The following is a 26,979-nucleotide window of genomic DNA, read 5'->3' on the forward strand; positions in this document are numbered from 1 at the left end:
TGAAATATTACCTGAGTCTTCCAGCATTCTCCCCCTCAAGTGTGTCAAGCAAAATCCCTTTCCAATCCGTTATTATAGACCTCGTACAAAACTGTGTCAAATCATTTTCGCTTTATACTCCTATTTTCACAGACTCTTAACAATTTAAACAAAAAACCCCAGCTTATTACAAGCTGGAGTCCATTGTATCACTGCTGTACTTCTTCTTTATAATCACAGCTGGAACACGTGATCTGGGTTCCTTTTTTCGCCTTTTTCTCGACCAGCATGGAAGCACATTTCGGGCATGGTCTGGAAATCGGTTTATCCCAGCTGAGGAAGTCACAGTCCGGGTAACGGTCGCAGCCGTAGAACACACGGTTTTTCTTCGATTTGCGTTCGACGACTTCGCCTTCCTTACATTTCGGGCAAGTTACGCCGATTTTTTTCAAAATTGGTTTTGTATTGCGGCAATCCGGGAAATTGGAACATGCAAGGAACTTTCCATAGCGCCCCATTTTGTATACCATCTCATGACCGCATTCCTCGCAATCGATTCCAGCCGGTTCATCGCGTATCTCGATTTTTTCCATTTCCTGCTCGGCTTTTTCCAAGCGTGTATCGAATCCTTTATAGAAATCATCGATGATCTTAACCCACTCTGTTTTGCCTTCCTCGACATGGTCAAGGTCTTCTTCCATTTTCACCGTGAATTCCAGATCGATGATTTCAGGGAAGAATTCTTCCAAGATATCAATGACGATTTCTCCTAATTCTGTCGGAACAAAGCGTTTGTTGTCCAATGTTACATAGCCGCGGCGCTGGATGGTGTCCAATGTCGGTGCATATGTGGATGGTCGGCCGATTCCTTGCTCTTCCATCGTGCGTACAAGCCGGGCTTCCGTATAGCGTGGAGGCGGCTGTGTGAAATGCTGATTTGGTGTAATCTCATCCGCCTTCACTGTCATTCCTTCTTCCAAATTCGGAAGAAGACGATCTTTTTCACTCTTGTTATCATCATTACCTTCCACGTATACCTTCATGAAACCTTTGAATTTGACTTTGGATCCTGTGGCACGGAACTCCACGCCTTCATTGACTAGATGCACCGTCATCGTATCTAGCACTGCCTGCGCCATCTGGCTTGCAATGAAGCGTTCCCAGATAAGCTTATACAGTCTGAACTGATCACGTGACAGAATTGCCTTTACACTATCGGGGTGACGGTAAGCAGATGTCGGACGGATACCTTCGTGGGCGTCCTGTGCACCTTCCGTTTGTTTCGCTTTCTTACCGCCAGAACCAAGGAACTCTTCTCCATAAGTCTCTTTGATATAATTTGCCGATTCTTCTTTTGCCGTATTGGAGATACGAGTGGAGTCGGTACGCATATATGTGATCAAACCTGTGATACCGCCTTCTTTGCGGCCCAAGTCAATTCCCTCATAGAGCTGCTGTGCAACCATCATCGTTTTGCGGGCGCGGAAATTCAGTTTCCGGGCTGCTTCCTGCTGAAGGGAAGATGTCGTGAATGGCGCTGCTGGGTTACGTTTACGTTCCCGTTTGTTCACTTTGTCGACTTGGAAGTCTTTCCCTTTTAGTTTTTCAAGGATTTCGTTGACTTCTTCTTCCGAAGCAAGACCGACCTTTTCCCCGTCCACTCCGTAAAATGCACCTTCAAAATTATTTTTGCCTGATTGGAAAGCGGCATCAATCGACCAGTATTCTTCTGGAATGAATTCTTTGATTTCATTTTCCCGATCCATGATCATTTTGACGGCTACAGACTGGACACGGCCTGCACTCAAGCCCTTCTTAACTTTTTTCCAAAGCAGCGGACTGATGTTATAACCTACCAGCCGGTCCAGTATCCGGCGCGCCTGCTGTGCATCAACCAAATCCATATCGATACTGCGAGGATGCTTGAATGATTCTTTGATCGCATCTTTCGTGATTTCATTGAAAACTACCCTGCACTGAGAAGTTTCATCGATATTCAAGCTGTGTGCCAAGTGCCAAGCTATTGCTTCTCCCTCACGGTCGGGGTCGGCTGCGAGATATACTTTCTTCACTTTTTTTGCTGCGCTTTTCAATTCTTTAAGCACAGGTCCCTTGCCGCGGATCGTAATGTAACGAGGTTCAAAAGATTCCTCGACGTTGATACCCATCTGACTTTTCGGTAAGTCCCGGATATGTCCCATACTTGCTTTCACTTTATATTTTTTTCCTAGATAGCGTTCGATTGTTTTCGCTTTTGCTGGAGATTCCACGATTACAAGATAATCTGCCATATTGTTTCCTCCCAAGAGGTTTCTTTTTCTGTTTGTCTTTTAATATGAAGCTGTTCGATAAATCTTCCCTATTATTGAATACTTATATTCCGTTTGTCAAACATAATTTGTTATTTCTTGTAACGGAACATACATAAAAAAGCTAGTTTCTTCTATATAAAGTGTAGCCATTTCGACTTATTATGCTCCCATTCGTCAAGCAGCTGACCTGGCTCGAAAATAATCCCGGCTCCATCTGAAATCATCTGATGACAGCCCGCCGTCTGCTCTTTTTGTGGATCTCCAGGTATAGCGAATACATCCTTTCCTTGCTCCAATGCATGCATGACTGTATGCATCGAACCACTCTGTTTTTTCGCTTCGATTACAAGCGTACAAAAGCCGAGCCCGCTGATGATACGGTTTCTTTCCGGGAAATGGTGCTGTTTGGGGTACTGATCCGGATAGTACTCACTGAGGACAAGCTGCCCAGCCGCCAAGCAGTCAAATAACTGCTGATTAGAACGCGGATAGATTTGGCGCAAACCGCTTCCCAATACTGCTATCGTATTGCCTTCGTTGCGAATCGCTGCATGATGTGCCATACTGTCGATTCCTTTCGCCATTCCGCTCACAATTGTCCATCCGGCAGCTGCCAAGGGGTCCAGCAGGTAAGCAATTTTAGCTGCTGCCGCTTTTGTAGGCCGACGAGTTCCGACTACACTGATCGCCGGGTGCTTTACAAGCAGTTCGAGTCTGCCAGCTGCGTAAAGGACAAGTGGCGGGTCCGGAATGTGCTTTAGGATAACAGGGTAATCTTCGTCAAAGCAAGTCAATGTATGGAAACTCTGCATGTCGCGTTCCAACGCATTCATGTGGCTTTCCTCCTGCAGTTCATGGAACAAAGTGACTGCAAAGGTTTCAGGAAGCTGATAATGAATCATCAGTTCATGGAAGGATGAATGTAGAAGGTTGTCCAATTGAGGGTCGAGTCTGAGGATCCGCTGCATTGTTTTACGGCGCCCGCGCAGTACTCTGTGCAGCAGTAATAATCTTTTCCGTTTCTCCAAATTTACACTCCTGTCTTTTGAAAAGATAAGAAAGCGGGCCGAGTATCGACCCACTTTCATCTTAGTGCGTTTGACAGATTTCGTACAGTCCTTTTTCTTTCAATACCTCGATCAAAGTCTCTCCCATAACTGCTGGTGTGTTCGCTACTTTTACACCGCAAGCTTCCAGGACCTTGATTTTTTCATCTGCTGTGCCTTTCCCTCCGGAGATGATCGCACCTGCATGACCCATGCGCTTTCCTGGAGGTGCTGTCGCCCCGCCGATGAAGCCGACGACTGGTTTATTCATATTTTGACTGATCCATTCGGCTGCCTCTTCTTCCGCTGTTCCGCCGATCTCCCCGATCATGATGACAGCCTTCGTTTCCCTGTCTTCATTGAATGCCTTCAATACATCGATGAAATCCGTACCGTTGACCGGATCTCCGCCGATTCCGACAGCCGTGGACTGGCCGATGCCAGCCTGTGTGAGCTGATGCACCGCCTCATACGTCAATGTACCGGAGCGTGATACGACCCCGATATGCCCCTTCTTATGGATATATCCAGGCATGATACCGATCTTGCATTCCTCAGGAGTGATGACACCCGGGCAGTTCGGTCCAATCAATCTAGTGTTCTTGCCTTCCATCGCCCGTTTGACGCGTACCATATCCATGACTGGAATGTGCTCTGTGATACAGATAACTAAGTCAAGCTCGGCATCTACCGCCTCCAAAATGGCATCGGCCGCAAAAGCTGCCGGTACATAGATGACAGATGCAGTGGCACCGGTTTCGTGAACGGCCTCCTTGACTGTATTATAAACAGGTACACCTTCCACTTCGGTACCGCCTTTTTTCGGCGTGACACCAGCAACGATACGGGTGCCGTATTCAATCATCTGCTTTGTATGGAATAGCGCAGTAGATCCAGTAATACCTTGTACGAGTACTCTTGTATCCTTATTAATAAATACACTCATGATTCATACCTCCCCGTTAGTTTACAAGTGCTACGATTTTCTCTGCTGCATCTGCCATGGACGCTGCTGAAGTGATGTTCAGTCCGGACTCATCAAGCAGCTTCTTGCCCTGCTCCACATTCGTCCCTTCCAAACGCACAACAAGCGGAATGTCCAATCCGACTTGACGGGACGCTTCGATGACACCTTCAGCGATGACGTCACATTTCATGATGCCTCCGAAAATATTGACCAAAATACCTTTTACATTCTGATCAGCCAGAATGATCTTGAAGGCTTCGGTTACTTTCTCTGTCGTAGCACCGCCACCAACATCGAGGAAGTTAGCGGGATCACCGCCATAATGCTTGATGATATCCATCGTTGCCATGGCAAGACCCGCCCCGTTTACCATACAGCCGATATTCCCATCAAGGGAAATATAACTCAAGTCATGCTTGGAGGCTTCGATTTCCTTTTCATCTTCTTCATCCAAGTCCCTGAGTGCGAAGATATCTTTATGTCTGTACAATGCATTTTCATCGAAGTTCAGTTTTGCATCCAGCGCCAGTACTTGACCATCACCAGTTGTTACAAGCGGATTGATTTCAGCGATGGAACAATCCTTCTCCACGAAAGCCTGATACAGGCTCATCATGAAACCGACAGCTTTATTCAATGATTCTGGCGGAATATTAATGGCAAATGCCAATCTTCTAGCTTGATAGCCAGTCAAACCGACAACAGGGTCGATCGTTTCCCGGAAAATCTTCTCCGGTGTCTCTGCTGCAACTTCCTCGATCTCCGTACCGCCTTCTTCAGACGCCATCATGACGACCCGGGACGTGCTGCGGTCGAGAACAAGACCGATATAATATTCTTTTTGGATATCACAGCCTTCTTCAATGAGAAGCCGTTTCACTTCTTTTCCTTCCGGGCCTGTCTGATGCGTCACAAGCGTCTTGCCTAAGATTTCCTCCGCATATGTACGAACTTCATCCAAGCCTTTTGCGACTTTAACGCCGCCTGCTTTTCCGCGTCCGCCGGCGTGGATCTGCGCTTTGACAACGCATACATTTGTGCCCAGGCTCTCTGCTGCTTCCACAGCTTCCTCGACACTGAATGCCACTTTACCAGCAGGAACAGACACACCAAATTCACGTAAAACCTCTTTGCCTTGATACTCATGAATATTCATTCTGTACCCTCCCCGTCAGATTCCGTGCAAGACTATTGTAAACGATTACTTCTGCAAAAGTCTACCAAAAACTATAGAAAAGACAGAATCTACATAAAACTTATAACAAAAGATTAAGAAGAAGGTGCCGCTTCCTGGGAAAGTGTATGAAAATGCTTTCATAAGAGAATTTATGGAATAAGCGTCCGGCTTTTCGGACGCTTATTTTCCTGCCTGCTTGTCTGCTTGATAAATGAAAGCGAAAACTTCGGCTACCGCGTCATAAAGATCGGCTGGAATCATTTCATTTACTTCCAGTTCAGACAATAGGCCAACCAATGCCGGATCTTGCTGGATTGGCACCCCATTATCTGTCGCCCGTTTTATGATTGCCTCTGCTGTCAAGCCTTGGCCGCTTGCCGTGAGGACAGGTGCTTGGCGTTTGGCAGCGTCATATTTCAAAGCAGCTGCTTGCCGTATGTTCTTCTTATCGGTCATATACGATAATCGACACCTTTCTGTTCAGATAAATCAGCCACCAAACCGGTACTGATGTGATTTGATTCCTTGGCTTCAGCGCTGACAGTGTACTTAATAGATGACAGATGATAGCCGCTCGCCTCCAGTGCAGATTTCAGCTTATGCTGAAGCGGGCGCATCACTTGCTCTGTTTTTTCAGTTTCTGTATAAATATGCAGATTGACTGCTTTCTTCTGTATATACATATCGACAACCATGTCGTTCAAAATCGGTAAATGCAAGTAAAACAAAATCCTGCAGTGATCAGAGGATATTTTTCCATTATCCTCTTTTCTTCCTTCAAGTTCCATCAGCAGATCTTTATCGAATCCAAAAGGTGCTCCAGGTAGCTGGAGCTGGATGTAGGCCATCTGCTTTTCATCATGCACTTGAAGCAGTTGGCTTCCGGTGATTTGCTGGAGAAGCTGAGCAGGCAGCTCCGCCTTTTCAGCACCATGCGCTGCATGTTGCAGCAGCAAGCCTTTCAGTGGTAGTTCCGCAGTATTTGCTTCTTTTATATCATGTTCGAATGAATACCCGACTTGCCGGAAGATATCCTGCATCATTTGTTTGAAAAAAGCTCCATCCTTACTCTGCTCATTCTTACTCGAAGCTTGCAGCATCTGCAGCAATTCTGTTGTCTTCACCAATAACTGCTCGTTGTCGATGCTCCCTTTCAAGAGCTGACTGTGCATGTCCCGGACCAGGGGGACCGATTGTAAAGTTTCCAATGAATTACGCAGATTACCAGCGATATGTTCCGGAAGCGCACGCTCTGGAAACATGCTGAGCAGCTGTCTTACTGTCCCAAGGGTGGTCTGCAGACTATCCTGAGATGCTGCAGTATATTTACCAACACCTTGCAACTCACCCATGAAAGTATCCAGTAGAGCAGCGTATGGTAACGTTACTGCCGTTCTTGTCGGCAATTTGCCTGACTCGGTTACGGATTGTGGATGAATATTTCCGGTATCAGTCCATTGTCTCTCAAATGCAAGCCACTCTTTCTGCCATGCATCAAAAGATGGTGCACTGGTTGAAAAAGACGGACGGATAGCCAAGTACAAATCCTGTTTGCCCATCTTAGCTTCCTGGGTGATCCGCTGTATCAGATGCTGCTCGTTGACTGCAGGTCCATCGGGTGAAAGCTTAGCCAGTATTTGCTTGAGCGGCGTTGCGCTGTCACTTTCAGCAGTCAAATTATTGGTCAGCTGATTCAGAGTGGCTGTCATATCCTGTGTCTGACGAGCCGCGATTGCCTGCAAAACATTCTCTGTCACAGGCAGCTGCCGATTCATGATGAGCTGGAGCGCGTCTTTCCTAGCCTCCAAGGGCTGCAAATCTGTTTGCTGCAGAAGGATCAGGGCTTGTTTCAGCTGCGGCATTGTAAAGGACGTCTGCTGTTTCAACAAGCCTTCCACAAAGCTTGTATTCGTTTTATTCGGCTTATTGCCGGCAAGCTCTATCAGCTGTGACACACTCGCCTGCTTTCCTGAAACATGCGGGAGAACCTGTAATAGAGGGCGCTCGCCGCCTTCTTTCACTTCAAACCAGTAAGTGCCGCCTGCGGATAATGCTGTCTGCAATTCTGCTATGACTTGCTTGGCACCGATTTGCAGCAGTGCTTTGTTATCTGGAAAAAACTTATTTATCCTGCCGGTAACGATCTCACCCAGCTGAAATCTTTTCTCCTGCTGCGGGTGTATGGCAGGCGGTAATCCGATTGACCCTTGAATGGATAAATGATGCATGATATCCCTTCTTTCTTAGACGCGGGAAAGTTCCTTGACAGGTGCAAAACTCATTCGATGCAGAGGTGTGATACCTTGTTTATGCAATGCTTCCAGATGCTGCTTTGTTCCATAACCCATATTATCTTTGAACCCATAGCCTGGATATTGTATATCGGCTTCTTTCATCAAACGGTCCCGTGTCACTTTCGCAATTATACTTGCTGCTGCAATCGAAACACTCCGCTGATCTCCTTTGATCAGCGATTCATGGGTACAAGCCAATTCTGCAAGCGGCATGGCATCCACCAGCACATGATCCGGCTGGCATTCCATCGCTGCGACAGCTTCCAGCATTGCTTGTTTAGCAGCTTGATAGATATTTACTTCGTCAATTCTTTGACTGTCCACGATTCCGACACCAAAGGCGATGCATGTATCGATGATTTGATCATACAATGCTTCCCTTTTCAGCTCGCTCAGCTGTTTGGAATCATTCAAACCTGCTATGTAGCCATCTTTGGGCAAAATCACCGCAGCTGCAACGACTGGTCCTGCAAGGGGTCCCCTGCCTGCTTCGTCTATACCAGCAATGTAACGCTTTCCTTGTTCATAGCTGTCATTTTCGAAGCTGGACATCTGATTGTATCGTTCGCGAAGTTCTTTTTCCTTCTCCACTTTTCGTCTATGTGTTTCCATGAGTTTTTGGACACCTGCACGATGATCCTCTTGCCAGGAGGAGAGCATCTCGTCTGAATATGTACCGTCCTGCAAACAGACGCGTATTTGCTGAATCGTCATTGCATCTTTCATGAACAATCTCCCTTTTCTCTATTTATCGGTTATGCATGCAAAAAATAAAGACATACATAAAGATATATGTATGTCCGTTCATTCCGTTTCTGGCTTTTCGAATGTTACATTCGCTATCCGTTTGCTGCGGAGATCACGAATGATGATGTCGTAAGTCTTTTCATAATTGATGGCACCGCCGGCTTCAAGTGCACCTCTGAATCGCCCGATATGTGTGAACATATCGACTGTATCCATGGAGATATCCTCAATCGCATATCTTTCTGCCAATTGCTTTGGATAGTGCTCTTTCAAATAAGCAAGGATGAAAGTCGCCACTTCTTCCATCGGCAGGATCTGGTCTTTGATTGTACCGATGGCAGCAAGGACAAGACCAACCTGCGGATCTTCGAATTTCGGCCAGAGGATACCCGGCGTATCGAGCAGTTCGAAATCTTTTTTCACTTTGATCCATTGCTGCTGTGTCGTTACCCCAGGACGATCGCCTGTCTTGGCAATTTTTTTACTTGCAAGACGGTTTATGAGCGTCGATTTTCCGACATTCGGAATACCGATGATCATTGCCCTGCCTGGCGGTGGATTCTGCACGCCTTTACGCTTCCATTTTTCCCGTTTGGCAGCGTGCATATCGTGTGCGCGCTGGATGACACTTTGGATATCCCCTTTTTCATCTGCATTGACTGCAAGAGCCGGTGTGCCTTGCTCCTCATAATGGTGGATCCAAGCGTCGGTTACCGATTTATCCGCCAAGTCTTTTTTCATAAGTACAACCATCTTCGGTTTATTGCCGAGCACTTTCCGGAGCATCGGATTTTGTGATGCTTCAGGTGCCCTTGCATCCACCAGCTCGATGACAAAGTCCACGAGCTTTAGTTTTTCTTCTACTTCTCTTCTAGCTTTGGCCATGTGGCCGGGAAACCATTGAATCGTCACGAGAATATGTTCCTCCTATTTTGTCAGACCGATGCGATCCAGCGGCCAGAACGTCAGCTGTACTTTTCCGACAATCTGCTCTTCCGGTATTAAGCCGATGTATCTGCTGTCGGTTGAATTTCTGCGATTATCCCCGAGTACGAGTACGTAGCCTTCTGGGATCTCCTCGTAATTGCCCGGCAAATCTTCAAGTGTGAAATCATTCGTCAAATTGCCGCCATCCGTAAGTGAGGCTTTCTCACTTTCCAAATAAGGCTCCTCCACGATTTCACCGTTAATATACAATGTATCATCGATCATCTCGACATGATCTCCCGGCACACCGATTACACGTTTGATATAATCCTTCGATTCAGTTGCATGAAAGACAATGATGTCCTTCCGTTCTGGTTCACCGAAGCGATAATTGATCTTATTCACAATCATGAAATCATTGTCATGCAAGGTCGGCTGCATGGAAGGTCCGTCGACTACAATCGGAGCAAACAGGAACATCCGAACGACCACCGCAATGATGACTGCGATGATCAAAGCCTTCAGCCAGTCCAGCCACTCATTTTTCTTTTTGGCCATCTATAAGCCTCCAATTGTTTAGTAGATCCATTTAGTTTATATAGCAAAAAAAGAGCTTGACGAAGCAAGCTCTCTTTTCTGGTACTTAGCGGATTTCTTTGATACGAGCAGCTTTTCCGCGAAGTTTACGTAGGTAATAAAGTTTCGCACGACGTACTTTACCACGACGGCTTACTTCGATTTTATCCAAACGTGGGCTGTGTACTGGGAAAGTACGTTCCACACCAACGCCTGAAGAAATCTTACGTACTGTGAAAGTTTCTGAAATTCCACCGTTTTGCCGTTTGATAACGACACCTTCGAATACCTGGATACGCTCACGTGTACCCTCTACTACTTTAACGTGAACTTTAACCGTATCTCCAGCACGGAATTCAGGATGATCAGCGCGAAGCTGTTCTTTTGTAATGTCATGAATTAATTCCTGCATTCTGTTCAACTCCTTCTCACCAATGCTCATCCTCGCAAACGCGACAGCGGAACATCGTAATATGGCACTTACCTTTGTAAGCACAGCATTAAATATATCATATTTACATCATGAATTCAAAGTATTATTTAATCTTTTTGCCACTTTTTCACTAGTTCCTGCTCTTTATCGGTAAGTTCTGCATCGACAAGGAGATCGGGTCTTCTCGTAGCTGTCCGGTAAAGTGATTGTTCCCGGCGCCAAGCTTCGATTTTGCCATGATCACCTGATGTGAGGACTTCAGGCACTTGCATGCCGCGGAAGTCGGCAGGACGTGTATAATGCGGATGTTCCAACAGGCCGGTGGAAAAAGAGTCTTCCGGAGCAGATGATGCATTGCCCAATACATCCGGCAAAAGTCGGACAACACTGTCGATCACTGCCATGGCGCCGATTTCCCCGCCAGTCAGGACATAGTCCCCGATGGAAATTTCATCCGTCACAAGCTTCTCACGAATACGTTCATCATATCCTTCATAATGACCGCAAATGAAGATAAGATGTTCTTCTTTCGCTAGTTCCTCTGCCTTCTTCTGATTAAATGTCTCGCCTTGCGGACACAGGAGAATGACACGCGGCTTAGCAGATCCTTCGGTCACGTGCTCGATTGCATCGAATATCGGCTGAGGCGCCAAAACCATACCAGCTCCACCACCATATGGATAGTCGTCGACTTTTTTATGTTTGTTGGTCGTGAATTCCCGGAAGTTCACGAGATTCGGCTGAAAAGCCCCAAGATCTTGTGCACGTTTCAGGATGGAATGCTGCAGCACCCCTGCAAACATCTCGGGAAATAGTGTCAGAATATCAATTTTCATAGGTCCAGCAATCCTTCCATCGGTTCGATCACAATACGCTTGCTATCGACATCAATCTGTTTGACGACCGGCTCGATATACGGCACCAGCAAATCTTTTTGTTTCGGGCGTTGTACAACCCATACATCATTTGCGCCCGGGGAAAGGATTTCCTTTACCTTTCCCAGCGTTTCCCCATCAACTGTCTCAACTGTGCAGCCGATGATTTCATGGTAATAAAACTCATTTTCTTCCAAGTCTCCCAGCTGATCCTCGCGTACCTTCAGGATACCGCCTTTGAATGCTTCCACTTGATTGATGGAGGTGTACCCTTGGAAAGTGAGCAAATCAAACGTTTTATGTTTTCTATGTGTTTTCACAATCAGCTTTTGTGGCTTACTGTTCTCATCCTGGAACCAATACAATTCCTCGCCCGGTTCAAATCGTTCATCGAAATCCGTGATCCGAACGACCCTGACCTCTCCTGCAACGCCATGGGTATTGACAACTTTTCCTACGTTAAACATTTTCATTTCCATTGTATAATCACCTTCATTATTCTATCCGGATGACAATGCCATCTTGGATGACGATTTTCTGCGTTGTAAGCTCGTCCCACTTCATGCCTACTTCAACCTCAACAAGAGCTTCAACCTCTTGGATCATGATTTCGCTGCCGATTGGCAGCACGTCCAGCTGCGTGAGCTGGAAAGCGATCGAAGCCGCCTTTTCCTCCCGCTTCCGGATTTCTGCTTGGAAACGCCTGTGTACGTCCTGTTTGGATACACCTTGTTTCTTTTCGAGTTTTCGTTTCTCGAATAACAGCTGTTGACACTCTTGGTCAAGTTGATGCGCCGATCTTTGAAGACGTTCTCTGATGGCTGTTTTGCTGGATTCAGTGATTACTTCATCGACGCGCAAGCTTCTGATTATCTTCATCGGACACCCCGGCTTTCTGCTGACAAAGCTTTTTTGACATGGTAAAAAAGGGAAAGGTTTCCCTCTCCCTTTTAACATATGTCCAAATAAATGCGTTTTTTGTGATCGTCAGCCGCGGCGCGCAGCACTGTGCGCAGGGCACGTGCATTGCGTCCGTCCTTGCCGATCACCTTGCCAATATCAGATTCATGCACTTGAAGCTGATAGATGACCTTTTGCTGCTCTTCCCTTTGACGTACGACGATCTGCTCGGGAAAATCAACAAGCGGAGCAACCATCGCTTCAATTAGTGCTTTCAGAATCGATCAGCCCTTTACTTCTGGTTTTTTGAATCGTGGAACTTTTGCATGATTCCTTCGTTAGAGAAAAGGTTGCGAACAGTGTCGCTTGGCTTCGCACCTTTAGCCATCCAGTCGAGTGCTTTCACTTCATCCATTTTAACCTCAGCTGGGTTAACTGTAGGATTATATGTTCCGATTTGCTCGATAATACGTCCATCACGAGGAGAACGAGAATCAGCAACTACCACACGATAGAAAGGGTTTCTTTTAGAACCCATACGTTTTAGACGAATTTTAACTGCCATGTTGTTGCACCTCCAAAATAATGTTTCTCACAAGATATGATTGTATCAGATTAAATAAACACTGTAAAGGGTTTTTACATTACATAAAAGGAAATTTCATTCCGCGCCCTTTTTTGCCCTTTTGCATGTTCGTCATTTGCTTCATCATTTTCTTCATATCTTCGAATTGTTTCAGCAGACGATTGACTTCGGATACGCTGCGACCAGAGCCTTTTGCAATCCGTTTCTTGCGGCTGGCATTAATCAAAGAGGGCTCTTGCCGCTCCTTGCGTGTCATCGATTGAATGATGGCCTCCACATGCACGAGCTGCTTCTCATCCAGCTGGACGTTCTTCATATTTTTCATCTTGCCTGCACCAGGAAGCATGCTCAATAAGTCATCAAGCGGCCCCATTTTCTTTACCTGGCTCATCTGCTCCAGGAAATCATCAAATGTAAAGCTCATGCTGCGCATTTTTTCTTCCAAATCGCGAGCTTGCTTCTCATCCACATTTTCTTGTGCTTTCTCGATCAGAGAAAGCACATCGCCCATCCCAAGGATACGGGATGCCATCCGTTCAGGATGGAAGGCTTCCAGCTGATCTGTGCGCTCACCCATACCGACAAATTTGATCGGTTTCCCGGTTACAGCACGGATGGATAGTGCGGCTCCGCCTCGTGTATCACCATCAAGCTTGGTCAAGACCACCCCTGAAATATCGAGTTGATCATCAAAGCTTTCGGCAACGTTCACTGCGTCCTGACCAGTCATCGCATCGACGACAAGGAAAATTTCTGCTGGTTTCACATCCGTCTTGATCTGCGTCAATTCATCCATCAGTTTTTCATCTACGTGCAGACGACCGGCTGTATCGATGATGACATAATCATGGTGTTCTTCTTTGGCTTTCTTGATTGCCTCGTTGGCAATATCAACAGGATTCGCATCCGTACCCATGGAGAATACCGGCAGATTCAACTGTTTGCCAAGTGTCTCAAGCTGATCGATGGCAGCTGGACGATAGACGTCCGCAGCTACGAGTAATGGATTCCGGTTATGCTTTTTACGCAGAAGATTCGCAAGTTTCCCTGTTGTTGTCGTTTTACCTGCACCTTGCAACCCGACCATCATGATGACGGTCGGCGGCCTGTCTGCGACAGCAATCTTGCTTTGCTCCCCGCCCATGAGCTGCGTCAGCTCTTCCTGGACGACCTTGATGACCTGCTGACCAGGTGTAAGGCTCTCCATCACTTCCTGACCGACAGCCCGTTCTTTGATTTTATTGATAAGCTGCTTGACAACTTTGAAGTTAACGTCTGCTTCCAAGAGCGCAAGTCTTACTTCCCTTGTCATTTCTTTTACATCTTGTTCTGTAACTTTACCGCGCCCGCGTATTTTCTGTATCGTACTCTGCAGTCGGTCGGCTAATCCTTCAAATGCCATGGAATCGACCTCCTAATCTAATTCTTTTATCTTTTGGATCAGATTCTTTGCACCAGCCTGATTATCGGAATCGAATACTACTTCCAATTCATCCAGCAGTGCACTCCTCTCCTTGAAACGATCATATAGATGCAGTTTTTTTTCGTAGCTCTCGATCATCGCTTCGGTGCGCCTTATATTATCATAGACTGCCTGGCGGGATACATCGAATGATTCGGCAATTTCCCCCAGTGATAAATCCTCCAAATAATACATTTCCATATAACTTCGCTGCTTCGGCGTAAGCAGTGCCTGATAAAAATCAAATAAATAATTCATGCGAGTCGTTTTCTCTAACATGCGCTGCACCCCTTGTTAAGTGAAATGCCTTTACAAAATTGTAGCCAAACGTGAGTGCAGCTGTCAAGAAACTGCTACTCCGCCTGCTCCTCTTCCTGCATCAAGTCAGCGAATAAGCCGTACACGAAGGCATTTGGATCGAACTCTTGCAAGTCCTCCATCTGTTCACCAAGTCCGACGAATTTGACCGGGATCTGCATTTCATTCCGAATTGCCAGGACAATACCACCCTTGGCTGTTCCATCCAGCTTAGACAGAACGATTCCAGATACTTTCGCAGTTTCCTGGAATGTCTTCGCCTGTGCGAGTGCATTCTGTCCCGTCGTCGCATCAAGGACCAGCAATACTTCATGCGGCGCACCTGGAACCTCGCGTTCGATGACACGATGCACTTTGTTCAGCTCGTTCATCAGATTCACTTTATTCTGCAATCGACCCGCAGTGTCACACAGAAGGACATCTGCACCGCGTGCTTGTGCCGCTTTGATCCCATCATAGATGACGGCTGCCGGATCACTGCCGGCATTATGGCGGATCACTTCGACACCAGTACGCTCTCCCCATACTTGCAGCTGCTCGATCGCACCAGCACGGAATGTATCTCCAGCCGCCATGACGACTTTTTTGCCTTCTTGCTTCAGCTTATATGCCAACTTACCGATACTAGTCGTTTTTCCAACACCATTGACCCCGACAAACAAGTAAATTGTAAGCCCATCTTCATTGACATGCAGTCTCTGCGGCTGTTCATCTGCATCCCCTTGGTAGATTTCAACCAGTTTTTCAGAAATGACATCCTTCAGTTGACTGCTGTCCTTGATATTCCGGCGCTTTGCTTCCATCCGAAGCTCATCCACCAAATCCATTACGGTGTTGACACCGACATCAGAAGCGATCAATACTTCTTCCAATTCTTCGAAGAAATCCTCATCAACTTTCCGATAGCGCGCCATCAGATTATTCATCCGCTCGGAGAAGGAAAAACGTGTCTTCTTGAGACCTTCCTTGTATTTTTCGGGTGTTTTTTCTTCTGTTTCGTTATTGGTGTTGGAGAATCTATTTTTCAGTTTCTGAAAAAAACTCATTTTGTTCTTCCTTTCTTATACCTTTACTAGTTCAGGTGCATCTTCCAAGCGGACAGACACGAGCCTTGAGACTCCAGATTCCTGCATCGTCACGCCATAAAGAACGTCGGCTTCCTCCATTGTACCCTTTCTGTGGGTTATCGCAATGAACTGGGTCTTTTCACTGAATTGCTTCATATATTGGGCAAAGCGGCTGACGTTTGCATCATCCAGTGCTGCTTCCACCTCATCCAGGATACAGAAAGGAACAGGTCTTACCCGCAAGATGGAAAACAGTAAAGCAATTGCTGTCAAAGCACGCTCCCCCCCTGAAAGCAGACCTAGATTCTGCAGCTTTTTGCCAGGTGGCTGGGCGATGATATCGACCCCTGTCTCCAGCAGATTACCAGAATCGGTCAGCTTGAGCTCTGCATGCCCCCCGCCGAAGAGGGAACGGAATACTTCCGTGAATTCGGCTTTGATTTTCGTAAAGACGTCCTCGAAAAGCCGCTTCATCTCTCCATCCATTTCATCGATGACAGCAAGCAGCGTCGCTTTTGCTTGATAAAGGTCATCCTTCTGTTCGGTAAGGAAGCTGTATCTTTCGTTGATCCGATCAAACTCTTCAATCGCCCCTACATTGACTGTGCCGAGTTCAGAAATGGCACGTTTGATAAGCTTCACTTCAGTTTGGGCAGTTTCGATATCTTCCGCTCTTCCAAATGTAGCCAGTGCTTTCTCAAAGGTCAAGGAATAGCTTTGCTGCAAATTCATCAAACGATTCTCGAGCTCCACATCCAGGCGGTTTGAACGGACCTCCTGATCTTGAACTTGCTGCACCAGGTTCTGATGGAGACGATTTGCTTCCTTGACAGAAAGCTCCTCTTGCTGCACCCGGTCATGACGCTCCTGGCGCTCGGTTTTGCGCTCCTCGATTAAAGTCGTTGTCTGCTGCTTATGCAGTTGTTTCACCTTGATCAGCTCAATGATCTCTTCCTCCGTCTGGCCTTTTTCGGACACTTCCGTCATCTGCTGCAATAATTGCTGCTGCTCTTCGTATTTCAGCTCGGTCTCTTCCAACTGATTTGTAAGTTCAGCCAGTCGCTGCTGCTGATTCTCAAGCTTGGCAAGACTTTCTGCAGAACGTATCTGAAGGGCTTGCTGCTCTTTTCGTTTGGTCTCCTTTGTCTGCTGCCAAGCCTGGTGGGCTTTGGTCAGCTCGCTGATTTCCTGCTGTATTTCCTGAAGCTGCTCATCCAAATCGGAAAGTTCAGCCTGAAGCTGCTCCATACGTTTCTCGACTTCTTCCCGTTCTGCATCATACTGGGCGTTATCCTGATCATACATTGTAAGATTGTCATTGGCATGCATAAAGCGAATGCTCGTTTCGGTATATGCAGCCTGAAGTTCCTGCTCTGCTTCCTGAAGCTGTTTCAAACTATGACGCGTTTCTTCTGCTGAAGCCTCCAATTGCTGGAGTTCTTCTTTCAGCTGTGCAACTTTTCGTTCGAAAACTTCGGTTCTTGCTTGAAAATCGGATAGTTTCTCCGTTACTTCCTGCATTTCCTTTTCCCTGGTGAACAGGGACTGACTGTTGCGTTTTTGCGCCCCTCCGGTCATCGATCCCCCTGGGTTCACCACATCACCGGTAAGTGTAACGACTCGATACCTTCTACCCAAGCTAGCAGCAATCGCATTGGCATGCTGAAGGTCTTCTGCAATGACCACATTGCCTAAAAGGAAATCCACTGCCGGTTTGTAAGCAGGGTCCACCCTGATTAAATCTGCTGCAACACCAACATATCCTTCCCGATTGGAAGCGTTAGCCAATACATTCCCCGGAATCTGCTTCGGCTGAATCGATGTTAACGGCAAGAATGTTGCCCGGCCGTTAGACGTCTGCTTCAGCCAGTTGATGGCCTGACGTGCACTCGCTTCTGTATCGACCACGATGTGCTGCGCTTGACCGCCAAGGGCTGTTTCCATAGCAGTCACATATGCTGATGGGACATCGATCAATTCGATGACAGCTCCTTCGATGCCCCCAAGCTTTTCTTCCTGCCGTGCTTTTAGGACTGCTTTGACTCCTTGGAAGAAGCCTTGGTACTCTTCTTTCATTTCTTGCAGCATCTCCTGCTTGGAACGCAGTTTCTCGATATGCTGGTAGCCAGTGTACAATCTGCTCTGTGCTTCCTGGTACTGCTCTCGTTTTTTCGCTGCTTCGGTTCGAAGTGAATCGGCTTTTTCCTCAGCTTGCTCCCTGCTGGCAGTAGCTTCTGCTAAACTTGCAGCCAGCTGGTCTCGCTTCTCACTGATTTCGTCTCGATTCAGAACGACATCCTTATATTTCGTACGCTGACGTTCCTTTTTCGCATCAATTCCAGTGAGCTGTTGTTTCAGTGAATTGGTTTCATTTCGTTTGGCAGCTTGTTCATTCAGCAAATCGATATAATCACTTTTCTTTTCCTCGATTTGCTCACTCAAATCTTCCTGTGTACGAGACAGCTGCTTGTCCAAGGTACGCAAATCCGACTTGATCGCTTTATTTTCTGTATCCAATGCAGTCAGTGCAGCTTGTTCCTGCTCCAGCTGTTTCTTTTGCTGCTGGAGGGTACTTTCGAGCTGCCCTGTATCCTTCTTTAGCTTCTCCTTGTTTTCGGCCAGATGCTTGGATCGTTCGTTCAGCAATTGTTTCTTGCCTTCTAGATTTTCCAATTCCTGCGTGACGATGAGTAAGGATGCCTGCAACTCATCAATGGAAGCATCCAATGCTTGCAATTCCGTTTTATCAGACTCCAGCAGCTGCTCTTTCTCATTGATCGATTGTTTCTGACTTTCCATCTTGTGCTTATTTACCTCAAGCTCCTGTAGTACGGCTTGCCATTCCTTATGTAATTGCTCGATTTCGGCAACAAGCAATCCGATTTCGATATCTTTCAGCTGTGCTTTTTTCTCCAAAAAGTCTTTTGCGATGGCGGCCTGTTCACGCAACGGTTCAAGCTGGCCTTCGATTTCATACGTGATATCTTCCACTCGGTTCAAATTTTCCTGCGTTTCGGCTAATTTATATTCTGCTTTTTTCTTTCGCTGTTTGTATTTCAATACACCGGCAGCTTCTTCAAAGATCGATCGTCGCTCCTCAGGTTTTGAATTCAGGATTTCCTCCACTTTACCTTGGCTTATGATCGAAAAGGCTTCCCGGCCCAACCCTGATCCCATGAACAAATCGATGATATCCTTCAGACGGCAGCTTTGGTTATTGATCAAAAATTGACTCTCCCCAGAACGGAACACCCTTCTGGTAACACTCACTTCCTGATACTCCAGCGGTAACGTCTGATCAGCATTGTCCAATACGAGTGTCACTTCCGCTACATTCAGTGCTTTTCTCGTATCACTTCCCTGGAAGATGATATCTTCCATCTTGGATCCGCGCAGACTTTTTGCCGACTGCTCGCCTAATACCCAGCGGATGGCATCGGTTATATTACTTTTCCCGCTCCCATTCGGCCCTACCACTGCTGTTACACCCGGCACGAAATCCAGTGTCACTTTTTCAGCAAATGATTTGAATCCGACGGTTTCTAATCGTTTCAGGAACATACTCATTCTCCTATATAAAAGCTTTATGCTTGTTTCTGCAATGTCATTGATTTCACTTTTGTTTTTAACTTATTTATTTTATCATAAACTAAGGGTACATAATAGGTATCAATTACGTCAAAGGAGGCTCGCCCATGAAGCTCGAACAGGCATCGGAGGAGAACTTGTCCATCCTCATCAATGGTATCGCAGACCGGCTTAACCTCGTCAATCGTTCCATCCTGCAGCCAGAAGATTATCAGCTTGGGAACTATCAAGATATCAAGGAATTATATGATCATATCGAATCAAAAAAACAGCTCAGTGTCTATGAGACAGAAGCATTCATTCAGGAACTGGCTAATTACCGGAAATAGAAAAACGGCAAAGAGCATCAGCTCTTCGCCGTTTTTCTATCCTTTCAACGCTTCGAGTGCAATCCGGGCAGCTTGCTGTTCCGCTTCTTTCTTCGTGCGGCCAATACCTGTGCCGACTAATTCTCCCTGAATCTTCAGCTCTGCCACGAATTCCCGATTATGAGCAGGACCTCTCTCATCGATGATCGTATATGTGATCACCTTATCCTTGTCCTGCTGAATGACCTCCTGCAGCTTGCTTTTATAATCCATCGCATGTGAAAAAGCACCTTGGCTGATTTTCGGAAAGACGATCTTTTCAAAGAATCCGAGTACCACTTCGAAATCCTGATCAAGATATAACGCACCGACAAACGCCTCGAATACATCGGCCAGCAATGCAGGACGAGTCCTGCCGCCCGTGCGCTCTTCCCCTTTTCCGAGCAGCACATAAGCACCGAGATCCATTTCCTTGGCGAATAGTACAAGGGATTCCTCTCTGACGATGGCAGCACGGAGCTTCGTCATATTCCCTTCCGGCATATCCGGATAATGCTTGTACAAGAATTGGGACACACCAAGCTCAAGTACCGCATCGCCCAGAAATTCCAAACGCTCGTTATCCGTCTTTTTCAGGTGACGATGTTCATTCACATAAGATGAATGGGTCAAGGCATTCTGCAATAAAGCATCATCATGGAATTGTATCCCGAGCTTCTCCTGCAGTGTAGATAAATTCATTCTGCTGTCCCCACTTTCCATTTGTTGTGATGATGCGGAGAGAGTCCCGCCTGAAATCAAGCGGGACTCTCTCCTATGCATCTTATTTAAATCTTACTGTTTGCTGTTTATGTAGTTTACAGCGTCGCCAACAGTAGCGATTTTTTCCGCATCTTCATCAGAAATTTCCATGTCGAATTGATCTTCCAATTCCATAACCAATTCCACCACATCAAGGGAATCTGCTTCTAGATCTTCTTTGAAAGAAGCCTCTAGTGTTACTTTGGATTCGTCTACATCAAGACGATCAATAACGATTTGTTTTACTTGCTCGAATACATCTGCCATAGGAAATTCACCTCCCTTCAGTATTATAGGACATTTCGTCCCGGAAAACTACAATTTTTTCACTCGAGTTACATAACCATGCCGCCATCAATGTGCAAGGTCTGGCCAGTCATGTAATTGCTGTCCTCGGATGCAAGGAAGCGAACGACACGGGCAACGTCTTCCGGCTTGCCCGGTTTACCGAGCGGAATCATGCTTTGCATTGCCTGTTTCTGCTCGTCTGTCATTTCATCCGTCATATCAGTCGTGATGAATCCCGGAGCAACGGCATTGACCAGAACGTTTCGCGCAGCAAGCTCCTTGGCAGCCGTTTTCGTTAGGCCGATGACCCCTGCTTTTGCTGCGACATAGTTAGCCTGCCCAGGATTACCGCTGACACCGACAATACTCGCCACATTGATGATGCGGCCAGCTTTTTGTTTCATCATTTGACGTGTCACTGCTTTCGTGCAAAGGAATACACCTTTCAAATTCGTCTGGATGACTGCATCGAAATCTGCTTCCTTCATACGCATTAGCAGGTTATCCCGCGTGATACCAGCATTGTTCACTAGTATGTCCAAACTTCCGAATGCTTGAATAGTCTGCTTGACCATATCTTTTACGCTTTCTTCTTCTGCTACATTCGCCTGTATTACGATCGATTCCTGCCCAAGGGCGCGGATTTCCTCTGCAACGTTCTCTGCTTTTTCTTTGCTTCCGGAGTAGTTCACCGCTACGTTCACGCCGTTACGCGCAAGTTCCAATGCGATTTCCCTGCCGATTCCACGAGATGCACCTGTAACAAGTGCTGCCTTACCTGTAAGCATCATTCTTCCTCCTTGTACCACGCCAAGAATGCTTGCAATGATTCAGGGTCTTGTACGTTGAAAGTAGTTGTACGGCGATTGATTTTCTTCACTAATCCACTGAGCACTTTGCCATTTCCGACTTCCACGATGGCATCCAACTCGTCGTTTTGAAGCATGTTGACAACAGTCTCTTCAAAACGGACCGGGGAGTACAACTGCTGCACGAGCAGCTGCTCGATTTCTTTCTGATCCAGTACTTTTTCTGCCGTTACGTTAGCATATACCGGAATCGATGCATCTGCTTTTTCCACATCTCCAAGTACAGATGCGAATTCTTCCGCAGCTTGTTTCATCAATCTGGAATGGAATGGTCCGCTGACGTTCAGCATAAGCACGCGTTTAGCTCCAGCTTCTTTCAAAAGCGGCTCTGCAAGTTCGATTCCTTTTTTCGTACCGGAAATGACAACTTGGCCTGGGCAGTTAATATTCGCAGCATCAACAATTTCGCCATGCTCCTTATCAACCGTCTCTAGAACGTCCTGGATAGCTTCCAGACTGAGTCCCAGTACTGCGGCCATCGAGCCTTGACCTGCTGGATAAGCTTTCTCCATAAGCTGACCGCGTTTGTTGACAAGTACAGCTGCTTCTTCTGCCCGAAGTACACCAGCTGCCACAAGCGCACTGTACTCACCGAGGCTATGTCCTGCTGTAACGACAGGCCGTACGCCCTCATTTTGCAGCACTTGATATATGGCAGCGCTTGTCAGAAGCAATGCCGGCTGTGCATTTTCTGTCTTCGTTAGCTCTTCTGCCGGTCCTTCGAACATCAAAGGTGTAATCGGCTGAGGCAACCGTTCATCTGCTGCCTGGAATAGACTTTTCACTTCTTCGTATGCATTATACATATCCTGACCCATGCCCACTGCCTGTGAGCCTTGTCCTGGAAATACAAAAGCTACTCGTTTCACTTATGCTTCCTCCTCATCTTTTTTCATGCCCTGTATGGTTTCTTCTATGACTTTTGTTACATTATTTTCGGCCATTTGCTTGGTCTGCTGGATAGCGACCTGGATGGCGCGCGCATTGGAGGATCCATGCGCTTTCACTACTGGCGCAGCAAGGCCAAACAACGCAGCACCGCCGTATTCAGCATATTCCGTGCTGGCTTTGAGTTCCTTCAGCTCCGGTTTCATCATTCCGGCAGCAAGCTTTGTCTTCATATTCTTCAGGAAGGCCTTCTTGATCATCGAGAAGAACATCATTGCTGTACCTTCGGTCGTCTTCAATGCGATATTACCGCTGAAGCCGTCTGTCACAACCACATCATAATCCCCGGAAAGGAAATCCCGTCCTTCGACATTGCCGACGAAATTGATCGGTGCTTTGCCGAGAAGCTCGAATGCTTTTTTGGTCAGGTCATTTCCCTTACCATCTTCCGTGCCGACATTGAGCAAGCCTACACGCGGCTTGTCTATTCCCCGGACCTTCTCGGCATAGATGGAGCCCATGACGCCGTATTGTAATAAATGGTTCGCTTTGGCGTCAATATTGGCACCGACATCCAGCAAAACAAAGCCTTTTCCATCCACTGTCGGAAGCGTAGGGGACAGCGCAGGCCGTTCAATGCCTTTGATGCGTCCGACAATCATCAGTCCCGCCGTCATCAGTGCACCGGTATTCCCTGCCGAAATACAAGCATCGGCACGCCCTTCTTTTACTTCCTGTGCGGTCAATACGAGTGATGACTGCTTTTTCCGACGGATGGCCCTTACTGGCTCGTCATCTGCTGTAATAAACTCCTCGGTATGTATAATCCGAATATTAGCCGGACGGACCTCGCCGAGATGCGGTTCGATCTTGCTTTGATCCCCAACAAGTGTCAGTTCCAAAGAAGCATCCTTTGTTGCTGCAAGCACGGCACCTTTGACTATTTCCTCAGGTGCGTGGTCGCCGCCCATTGCATCGATTGCGATTCGCATAACTTATTTCCCTTCTTTGACGCTCGAGCGGAACATCTCAAACGTACCTTTGAATACTTGTTCCTGATCCACAGCACTATCCACTTGGATGACCGTCCGCTTCCTGTCCTGCCGAATGACCTTTGCTTTCGCTACTACCCGCTCGTGGAGTTTCACTTGTCTGGTGAAGGTGATTTCGGAGTGGAAGGTAAGGGCAAACGGATCATCGATCAGCGCGACAGCCAGCGAGTTGGCCTGTGCAAACAGGTGATGCCCCCTGGCAATCTGGTTTCGTGTGAAAACATGCTCTGGCTTGATATCCAATATGCTGATTGCCCGTTCATCCAGTTCCAAATCAATGATTTCCCCGATGACCTCATCAATATTGATCGATTTCACGGTTTCATTCCATTGCGAATTGGCGACGTGCTTAATTCGTTCCCGTAATTCCGGTATCGTCAGCTCCATTCTGTCCAGTCGGATCGTCTGGATGCTGACGCCGAATTTTTTGGCCAATTCCTCATCTGTGATAAACGGTGTTTTTTCAATCGTTTCCCGCAGTAAGTCCTGTCTGTCTTTTTTGCTTCTTCTCATTTCTCCACCGCCAAAATTAAGACTAGGTACTAAAAGTAATATATAATAGCAGCCCAGAATTTGCAACCGCCGTTTTTAGTCCAACACGTTTCCATTCAAGGCAAACTCAGCGTCCAGCGCTTGTAATAAATTACGATAAGCCGGGTCGTTTTCCAGCTTTTCTTCCGCTATGATTTGCTCTGCATCCTTACGCGCCGTTTCCAAGGCACGATAATCGTGCACCATATCACCCACCTTGAATTCCGGTATACCGCTCTGCTTTTTCCCGAAGAAATCACCTGGCCCGCGAAGCTGCAAATCTTGTTCGGAAAGCTCGAAACCATTATTTGTTTCGGTCATGATACGCATTCGCTCCTTGCCGATTTCCCCTTTCGGTTCCGCAATTAGGATACAATAGCTTTGCGCATCTCCCCGGCCCACTCGCCCACGAAGCTGATGCAGCTGTGACAAGCCAAAACGTTCCGCATCGTAGATGATCATTAAAGTGGCGTTGGGTACGTTCACCCCTACTTCAACTACCGTAGTGGATACAAGCACTTGTGTATCATTGGCCGCGAACTCCTTCATCACTTCTTCCTTCTCATCAGCGGGAAGCCGCCCATGCATGAGACCGACATGGATATCCGGTTCGAAGACGGCAGACAGCATTTCATGCAAATCGACTGCATTCTGGATGTCCAGCTTGTCCGATTCCTCGATCAGCGGGCTGATCACATATGCCTGATGACCTGCTGCAACTTCCTTGCGGATGAAATCCAGCACCCTGTCAATCGTATTTTCCTTCACCCAGTAGGTTTCTATTTCTTTGCGGCCGGCTGGCATCTCATCGATTGCTGATACATCCATGTCGCCAAACGCCGTGATCGCCAGTGTACGCGGAATCGGAGTGGCAGTCATGAACAGGACATCCGGGTGCAAGCCTTTATCACGAAGTGTCCGCCTCTGCGCGACACCAAAGCGATGCTGTTCATCTACGATGGCCAATGCAAGATCACGGAAATGGACTTCATCTTGGATCAGCGCATGCGTCCCGACCAGGATATCCACTTCACCATTTGCAACTTGTTCAAGAATGGCTTTCCGGCGCTTGCCTTTAATGCTTCCAGTCAGAAGCGCTACTGTGGCAAAGCCATCGAGCATCCCGCTAAGAGATTGGGCATGCTGTTCTGCCAATATCTCTGTCGGCACCATGATGGCACCTTGCTTGCCAGCTGTGACAGCTGCATAAAGCGCAACTGCGGCAACAGCTGTTTTACCTGACCCCACGTCTCCCTGCAGCAAGCGATTCATCCGATATGACGATTTGAGATCGCGCATGATCTCTGTCAATACACGCTGCTGGGCGTTCGTCAACGTAAAAGGCAAAGTAGCAACGAATGCTTGTACCCTGTCGTTATCGAAGCTTAAGCTTCCGCCGCTGGAAGCTTCCCGTTTTTGTTTTCGGATAAATTGCATTTTCAGCTGGAAAAGGAGGAATTCTTCATAAGTAAATCGCCTTCTCGCATGCGCCAAAGCCTTTCTGTCAGGCGGAAAGTGCATATGCTGCAGTGCTGTTTTCCGATCAGGCATTTTGTAGGATGCCAAATAAGATGAAGGGAGAATTTCTTTGATTTCATCGTCATATTGTTCCAATGCTTGCTTCACACTCTTTTGCAGCTGCCTTACCGTCACCGACCCTTTCACTCCGTAAACAGGCTGGACTGGTGTCAATTCATCCGCCCCGCCAACCTTGAAATTACTGACAGTCAACTGCAGGCGGTGCTGATCCCATTTCCCGATCACCGTCACTTTCCGACCCGGCAGCAGCTGCTTCTGGGCAAATGCACGATTGAACATGATCGCCTTCACCGCGACATTTTCGACCAGAAGCGTTACAGTCAATTTATTTTTCTTCCGTCCATAGTATTGCACATGGGCTGGGGAAGCAATTTCACCTTCAATCGTCACTTTATCATCGTGAATCAGTTCTGCGAGCGGCTGGACATCGAAAATGTCGTAGCGATAAGGTAGATGAAAAAGGAGATCTTCGACTGTGAAGATCCCCATATTCGCCAATCCTTCCGCAAGCTTTGCACCGATTCCCTTGACTTGATCAACCGGTTGCTTCAACACATTCCTCACTCTTTCTCTTTTGTTATCCCATAAATCATATCTGCCAGTCTGCGCCCAGTCGGCGTGGCAGCCAATCCGCCTTCCGCTGTTTCCCGAAGTGCTGAGGGCATGGAACGGCCGATCCGGTACATGGCTCCAATCACTTCATCACAAGGTATTCTGCTTGTGATACCCGCCAGCGCCATATCAGCAGATACGATGGCATTAGAAGCACCAGCAGCGTTTCGCTTGATACACGGTACTTCCACTAGACCAGCTACTGGATCACATACAAGCCCAAGCATGTTTTTTAATGTTATCGCAAAAGCTTCGGCGCTTTGTTCTGGTGTACCGCCAGCCATTTCCACCACAGCTGCACTGGCCATCGCAGCAGCAGAGCCTACTTCAGCCTGACAACCACCTTCAGCACCGCTGATGGATGCATTGTTGGCCACAACGAATCCGAAAGCTCCTGCTGTAAACAAGAAACGAACCATTTGCTCGCGTGTGGGATGCAATCTTTCTTTGACAGCAAACAAAGCACCCGGCACACACCCGGCGCTTCCTGCTGTCGGAGTTGCACAAATCATTCCCATTGCAGCATTCACTTCATTCGTTGCAACAGCTTTACTCACCGCATCCAATAACAGATGCCCTGAAAGCGTATTGCCTTTGTCCATGTATTGCTGAAGCAAGACAGCATCATTTCCAGTCAAACCAGAATGGGAGGTCACTCCCTTCAAACCGCGCTCTACTGCTTCTTCCATAATTTCCAGGTTGCGTTCCATCTGGCCCATGACTTCCTCACGGGAACGCTGATGGATATCCATTTCCTGGCGTATCATCACTTCTGAGATGGAAATGCTGTCCGCATTCGCTTGTTCAAGCAATTCCGCTACATTGCGAAACATAAGT

General features: G+C 47.1%; 28 protein-coding genes. 1 reads left to right on the forward strand and 27 read right to left on the reverse strand.

The window, feature by feature from the left end:
• Positions 1-188: 188 nt before the first annotated feature.
• The 19 genes from topA to smc all read right to left on the reverse strand — a co-directional run bounded on the left by topA (position 189) and on the right by smc (position 19,227).
• Positions 189-2,270, reverse strand: coding sequence for a type I DNA topoisomerase (gene topA / locus BLQ53_RS07140; RefSeq protein WP_093726608.1), 2,082 nt, complete (start codon positions 2,268-2,270; stop codon positions 189-191).
• Positions 2,271-2,422: 152 nt separating this feature from the next.
• A complete protein-coding gene (gene dprA, locus BLQ53_RS07145; protein WP_170829607.1) occupies positions 2,423-3,319 on the reverse strand; it encodes a DNA-processing protein DprA in 897 nt (298 codons plus the stop codon).
• Positions 3,320-3,380: 61 nt separating this feature from the next.
• Positions 3,381-4,283 carry a succinate--CoA ligase subunit alpha gene (gene sucD / locus BLQ53_RS07150; RefSeq protein WP_093726610.1) on the reverse strand — a complete coding sequence of 301 codons (903 nt, stop codon included), beginning with the start codon at positions 4,281-4,283 and terminating at the stop codon, positions 3,381-3,383.
• Between the two features lie 16 nt (positions 4,284-4,299).
• Complete coding sequence (sucC, locus tag BLQ53_RS07155) at positions 4,300-5,460, reverse strand: ADP-forming succinate--CoA ligase subunit beta (RefSeq protein WP_093726611.1); 1,161 nt, start codon at positions 5,458-5,460, stop codon at positions 4,300-4,302.
• Positions 5,461-5,661: 201 nt separating this feature from the next.
• Positions 5,662-5,937 (reverse strand): EscU/YscU/HrcU family type III secretion system export apparatus switch protein, encoded by a 276-nt coding sequence (locus BLQ53_RS07160; RefSeq protein ID WP_093726612.1) that lies wholly within the window; start codon positions 5,935-5,937, stop codon positions 5,662-5,664.
• On the reverse strand, positions 5,934-7,709 hold the full coding sequence (locus BLQ53_RS07165) for a hypothetical protein (RefSeq protein WP_093726613.1): 1,776 nt from the start codon (positions 7,707-7,709) through the stop codon (positions 5,934-5,936). The genes BLQ53_RS07160 and BLQ53_RS07165 overlap by 4 nt, the downstream gene beginning before the upstream one ends.
• Before the next feature lie 15 nt (positions 7,710-7,724).
• Positions 7,725-8,501, reverse strand: coding sequence for a ribonuclease HII (locus BLQ53_RS07170; protein ID WP_212733358.1), 777 nt, complete (start codon positions 8,499-8,501; stop codon positions 7,725-7,727).
• A 78-nt stretch (positions 8,502-8,579) separates the two neighbouring features.
• On the reverse strand, positions 8,580-9,434 hold the full coding sequence (gene ylqF, locus BLQ53_RS07175; protein WP_093726614.1) for a ribosome biogenesis GTPase YlqF: 855 nt from the start codon (positions 9,432-9,434) through the stop codon (positions 8,580-8,582).
• Between the two features lie 15 nt (positions 9,435-9,449).
• The gene (gene lepB, locus BLQ53_RS07180; RefSeq protein ID WP_093726615.1) at positions 9,450-10,007 is read right to left on the reverse strand and encodes a signal peptidase I; all 558 of its coding nucleotides are present in this window, start codon (positions 10,005-10,007) and stop codon (positions 9,450-9,452) included.
• Positions 10,008-10,092: 85 nt separating this feature from the next.
• Positions 10,093-10,437, reverse strand: a complete 345-nt coding sequence (gene rplS / locus BLQ53_RS07185; RefSeq protein ID WP_093726616.1) for a 50S ribosomal protein L19 — start codon at positions 10,435-10,437, stop codon at positions 10,093-10,095.
• A 128-nt stretch (positions 10,438-10,565) separates the two neighbouring features.
• On the reverse strand, positions 10,566-11,294 hold the full coding sequence (trmD, locus tag BLQ53_RS07190; RefSeq protein WP_093726617.1) for a tRNA (guanosine(37)-N1)-methyltransferase TrmD: 729 nt from the start codon (positions 11,292-11,294) through the stop codon (positions 10,566-10,568).
• The gene (gene rimM, locus BLQ53_RS07195) at positions 11,291-11,812 is read right to left on the reverse strand and encodes a ribosome maturation factor RimM (RefSeq protein ID WP_093726618.1); all 522 of its coding nucleotides are present in this window, start codon (positions 11,810-11,812) and stop codon (positions 11,291-11,293) included. The genes trmD and rimM overlap by 4 nt, the downstream gene beginning before the upstream one ends.
• Positions 11,813-11,828: 16 nt before the next feature.
• Positions 11,829-12,212, reverse strand: a complete 384-nt coding sequence (locus BLQ53_RS07200; protein WP_093726619.1) for a YlqD family protein — start codon at positions 12,210-12,212, stop codon at positions 11,829-11,831.
• A 71-nt stretch (positions 12,213-12,283) separates the two neighbouring features.
• A complete protein-coding gene (locus BLQ53_RS07205) occupies positions 12,284-12,511 on the reverse strand; it encodes a KH domain-containing protein (protein WP_093726620.1) in 228 nt (75 codons plus the stop codon).
• 14 nt (positions 12,512-12,525) lie between these two features.
• Positions 12,526-12,798 carry a 30S ribosomal protein S16 gene (rpsP, locus tag BLQ53_RS07210; protein ID WP_093726621.1) on the reverse strand — a complete coding sequence of 91 codons (273 nt, stop codon included), beginning with the start codon at positions 12,796-12,798 and terminating at the stop codon, positions 12,526-12,528.
• A gap of 79 nt (positions 12,799-12,877) precedes the next feature.
• The gene (ffh, locus tag BLQ53_RS07215) at positions 12,878-14,221 is read right to left on the reverse strand and encodes a signal recognition particle protein (RefSeq protein ID WP_093726622.1); all 1,344 of its coding nucleotides are present in this window, start codon (positions 14,219-14,221) and stop codon (positions 12,878-12,880) included.
• A 12-nt stretch (positions 14,222-14,233) separates the two neighbouring features.
• Complete coding sequence (locus tag BLQ53_RS07220; protein ID WP_093726623.1) at positions 14,234-14,560, reverse strand: putative DNA-binding protein; 327 nt, start codon at positions 14,558-14,560, stop codon at positions 14,234-14,236.
• 74 nt (positions 14,561-14,634) lie between these two features.
• The gene (gene ftsY, locus BLQ53_RS07225; protein WP_093726624.1) at positions 14,635-15,645 is read right to left on the reverse strand and encodes a signal recognition particle-docking protein FtsY; all 1,011 of its coding nucleotides are present in this window, start codon (positions 15,643-15,645) and stop codon (positions 14,635-14,637) included.
• A 15-nt stretch (positions 15,646-15,660) separates the two neighbouring features.
• Positions 15,661-19,227, reverse strand: coding sequence for a chromosome segregation protein SMC (smc, locus tag BLQ53_RS07230; protein WP_093726625.1), 3,567 nt, complete (start codon positions 19,225-19,227; stop codon positions 15,661-15,663).
• Positions 19,228-19,361: 134 nt separating this feature from the next.
• Between smc and BLQ53_RS07235 the strand changes: the two genes are divergently transcribed.
• Complete coding sequence (locus BLQ53_RS07235) at positions 19,362-19,583, forward strand: DUF1128 domain-containing protein (RefSeq protein WP_093726626.1); 222 nt, start codon at positions 19,362-19,364, stop codon at positions 19,581-19,583.
• A 36-nt stretch (positions 19,584-19,619) separates the two neighbouring features.
• Here the strand turns inward: BLQ53_RS07235 and rnc are convergent, their stop codons facing one another.
• The 8 genes from rnc to sdaAA all read right to left on the reverse strand — a co-directional run bounded on the left by rnc (position 19,620) and on the right by sdaAA (position 26,975).
• Entirely contained in the window at positions 19,620-20,303 is a 684-nt protein-coding gene (rnc, locus tag BLQ53_RS07240; protein ID WP_093726627.1) for a ribonuclease III, read from the reverse strand.
• Positions 20,304-20,396: 93 nt separating this feature from the next.
• Positions 20,397-20,630 (reverse strand): acyl carrier protein, encoded by a 234-nt coding sequence (gene acpP, locus BLQ53_RS07245; protein ID WP_093726628.1) that lies wholly within the window; start codon positions 20,628-20,630, stop codon positions 20,397-20,399.
• 68 nt (positions 20,631-20,698) lie between these two features.
• Positions 20,699-21,442: a 3-oxoacyl-[acyl-carrier-protein] reductase gene (gene fabG / locus BLQ53_RS07250; RefSeq protein ID WP_093726629.1), complete on the reverse strand. Its 744-nt coding sequence runs from the start codon at positions 21,440-21,442 to the stop codon at positions 20,699-20,701.
• Positions 21,439-22,389, reverse strand: coding sequence for an ACP S-malonyltransferase (fabD, locus tag BLQ53_RS07255; protein ID WP_093726630.1), 951 nt, complete (start codon positions 22,387-22,389; stop codon positions 21,439-21,441). The genes fabG and fabD overlap by 4 nt, the downstream gene beginning before the upstream one ends.
• Positions 22,390-23,400 (reverse strand): phosphate acyltransferase PlsX, encoded by a 1,011-nt coding sequence (gene plsX / locus BLQ53_RS07260; RefSeq protein WP_093726631.1) that lies wholly within the window; start codon positions 23,398-23,400, stop codon positions 22,390-22,392.
• 3 nt (positions 23,401-23,403) lie between these two features.
• Positions 23,404-23,973: a transcription factor FapR gene (gene fapR, locus BLQ53_RS07265; RefSeq protein ID WP_093726632.1), complete on the reverse strand. Its 570-nt coding sequence runs from the start codon at positions 23,971-23,973 to the stop codon at positions 23,404-23,406.
• A gap of 75 nt (positions 23,974-24,048) precedes the next feature.
• Complete coding sequence (gene recG / locus BLQ53_RS07270) at positions 24,049-26,085, reverse strand: ATP-dependent DNA helicase RecG (RefSeq protein WP_244499280.1); 2,037 nt, start codon at positions 26,083-26,085, stop codon at positions 24,049-24,051.
• Positions 26,086-26,090: 5 nt separating this feature from the next.
• Complete coding sequence (sdaAA, locus tag BLQ53_RS07275) at positions 26,091-26,975, reverse strand: L-serine ammonia-lyase, iron-sulfur-dependent, subunit alpha (RefSeq protein WP_093726634.1); 885 nt, start codon at positions 26,973-26,975, stop codon at positions 26,091-26,093.
• Positions 26,976-26,979: the final 4 nt, after the last annotated feature.

Source organism: Terribacillus halophilus (assembly GCF_900101385.1).
Lineage (GTDB): Bacteria > Bacillota > Bacilli > Bacillales > Amphibacillaceae > Terribacillus > Terribacillus halophilus.